We start from the raw sequence: 237 nt of genomic DNA on the forward strand, positions 1-237 counted from the left end.
CTTCTCGCCGGCGCCGTCGATGATCGTGGTGTTCTCCTTCTCGATGCGCACCCGCTTGGCGCGGCCGAGCATCGGCAGGGTGACGTTCTCGAGCTTGATGCCGAGGTCTTCCGAGATGGTTTGTCCCCTGGTCAGGACCGCGATGTCCTCGAGCATGGCCTTGCGGCGGTCGCCGAAGCCCGGCGCCTTGACGGCCGCGACCTTGAGGCCGCCGCGCAGCTTGTTCACCACCAGCGT

At 67.1% G+C, this 237-nt stretch carries 1 pseudogene; it reads right to left on the reverse strand.

The features are described from left to right. Nucleotides 1-237 (reverse strand): annotated as a pseudogene (groEL, locus tag WDW90_RS40390) (chaperonin GroEL); the annotation flags it as partial.

The sequence above is a fragment of the Methylobacterium nigriterrae genome, assembly GCF_037106235.1.
Lineage (GTDB): Bacteria > Pseudomonadota > Alphaproteobacteria > Rhizobiales > Beijerinckiaceae > Methylobacterium > Methylobacterium nigriterrae.